The organism is Streptomyces sparsus (assembly GCF_054776295.1).
This window is the reverse complement of sequence record NZ_BAAHCA010001549.1, coordinates 1-714: the sequence shown is the minus strand read 5'-3', so window position 1 is coordinate 714 and position 714 is coordinate 1. Positions and strand designations below refer to the sequence as shown.

The 714-nt window shown below is 76.3% G+C and carries 1 protein-coding gene; it reads left to right on the top strand.

The features are described from left to right. Window positions 1-714 (top strand): ABC transporter permease (locus tag ACYVE9_RS29540; protein WP_461030939.1); only part of this gene is annotated, 714 nt, incomplete at both ends.

Below are 714 nucleotides of genomic sequence, written 5' to 3'. Positions count from 1 at the left end.
GGTGTCGTGCTGGAGGCCTCGCTGGCCCGGGTGCTGTGGGCCGAGCCCGGCGACACGCTGACCGTGCCCGACCAGGAGGGCGGCACGTACCCGCTGCGGGTGGTCGGCGTCGCGGAGGCCGCCGAACCCCGCTACCGGGCGGGTGAGCGCCCCGGCACCGGCTGGGTGCTGCCCGACTACCTGGCCACCGCCGCCCCCGACAGCTCCGCGCAGGTCACCGGGCTGCGGCTGACCGACCCGGCGGACACCGACTTCACCGTGCAGCGGGCGGTCACCCTGCTCGGAGCCGACCGCGTCGCCCAGGTCACCAAGTGGCAGCAGGCCAGGACCGAGGCGGAGGGCGACGACCGGCTGCTCGGCCTGCTGTTCGCGGTGTTCGGCGTGGGCGCGCTGCTCGTGGCGGCCCTCGCCGCGTCCGGCGCGATCAGCGCCCGCGTCCGGGGTCAGCTGCGCGACATCTCGGTGCTCAAGGCCATCGGCTTCACCCCCGGCCAGGTGGTGCGCATCTTCCTGATCCAGCACCTCGCGTTCGCCCTGCTCGGCGTGGCCCTGGGCACTGCCGCCATCGCCCTGCTGGGCGACCGCATACCCGGCCGGATCGGGGAGGCCGCCGGCGTGTGGCCGGACCTCCCCGGCCACACCGCGACGCTGCTGGGCGTGCCGTCCTCCGCGGTGCTGCTGATCGCGACGGCCACCGGGCTGGCCGCCTGGCGG